Raw genomic sequence first — 876 nt, 5'->3', positions numbered from 1 at the left:
GCCGGCGAACAGCCATGACTTCCGCCCAAGGGCGATGCCACGCAGGGCGCGCTCGGCGGCGTTGTTAAAGGGCATGGTGCCTCCGGCACCACTGCCCGGTGGATGCGACCGCCCCGAGGGGGGTATTGGAGGTCCGCCGGGATAGGGGTGCCGGGAGCATGAAACGGCGGCAGGCCGTCCTAACGATGAGCCGCGAGCTCGAGTTGTTACGTGGCCGCCCCCTACGACTTGCCCGGCTGCGCTGCGAGCGCGGATCCGTAGATGTCGTGCAAGCCCGCCTGCTCCCGAATGCAACAGCAGGAGGAGAAGCATGCGTGTTATCGGCATGGACATTCACAGATCCTTCGCTCAGGTCGCGGTCCTGGAGAACGGGGAGATCACACGACAGCTGCGGGTAGACCTGCTCCATGGACCTGTCATCGAGTTTGTGCAGACGTTGAGCCGAGAAGACGACGTCGTGCTGGAGGCGACCGGCAACAGCGCGGCCGTGGAGCGCCTGATACGTCCTCACGTGCGGCGTGTGGTCGTTGCGAATTCCCGGCTTGTCCGCGCGATCGCCTACGCCCGCGTCAAGACGGACAAGATCGACGCGACGCTTCTTGCGAAGCTGCACGCTTCGGGCTTCCTGCCGGAGGTCTGGGTCGCGGACGACACGACCCTCGCCAAGCGGCGGCTGATTGCCGAGCGCATGGGCGTCCTCGAGCAACTGGTACGGACCAAGGGCAGGATCCAGTCGATCCTCCACTCCAACCTCATCCCCCGGTATAAGGGTCACCTGTTTGGGAAGGCGGGCCGGAAATGGCTCGACGGACTCCCGCTGCCGAACGAGGAGCGGGCGCTCCTCGAAAGGTTGGTGAAGGAACTCGAGCGTGTCTC

At 65.2% G+C, this 876-nt stretch carries 1 protein-coding gene and 1 pseudogene; one reads left to right on the top strand and one right to left on the bottom strand.

Features of this window, described 5'->3' with window-relative positions; genetic code table 11:
- A pseudogene (locus tag H7965_RS32240) lies at positions 1 to 66 on the bottom strand (IS66 family transposase); the annotation flags it as partial.
- Between the two features lie 244 nt (positions 67 to 310).
- On the opposite strand from H7965_RS32240, the gene H7965_RS30095 reads away from it, so the two are divergent.
- A partial coding sequence (locus H7965_RS30095; protein WP_186774113.1) for an IS110 family transposase occupies positions 311 to 876 on the top strand: 566 nt, incomplete at its 3' end.

The sequence above is a fragment of the Siccirubricoccus deserti genome (genome assembly GCF_014283215.1).
In the GTDB taxonomy this organism is placed as follows: domain Bacteria; phylum Pseudomonadota; class Alphaproteobacteria; order Acetobacterales; family Acetobacteraceae; genus Siccirubricoccus; species Siccirubricoccus deserti.
The sequence above is the reverse complement of the archived record's forward strand: the minus strand, read 5'-3'. Positions and strand labels throughout refer to the sequence as shown.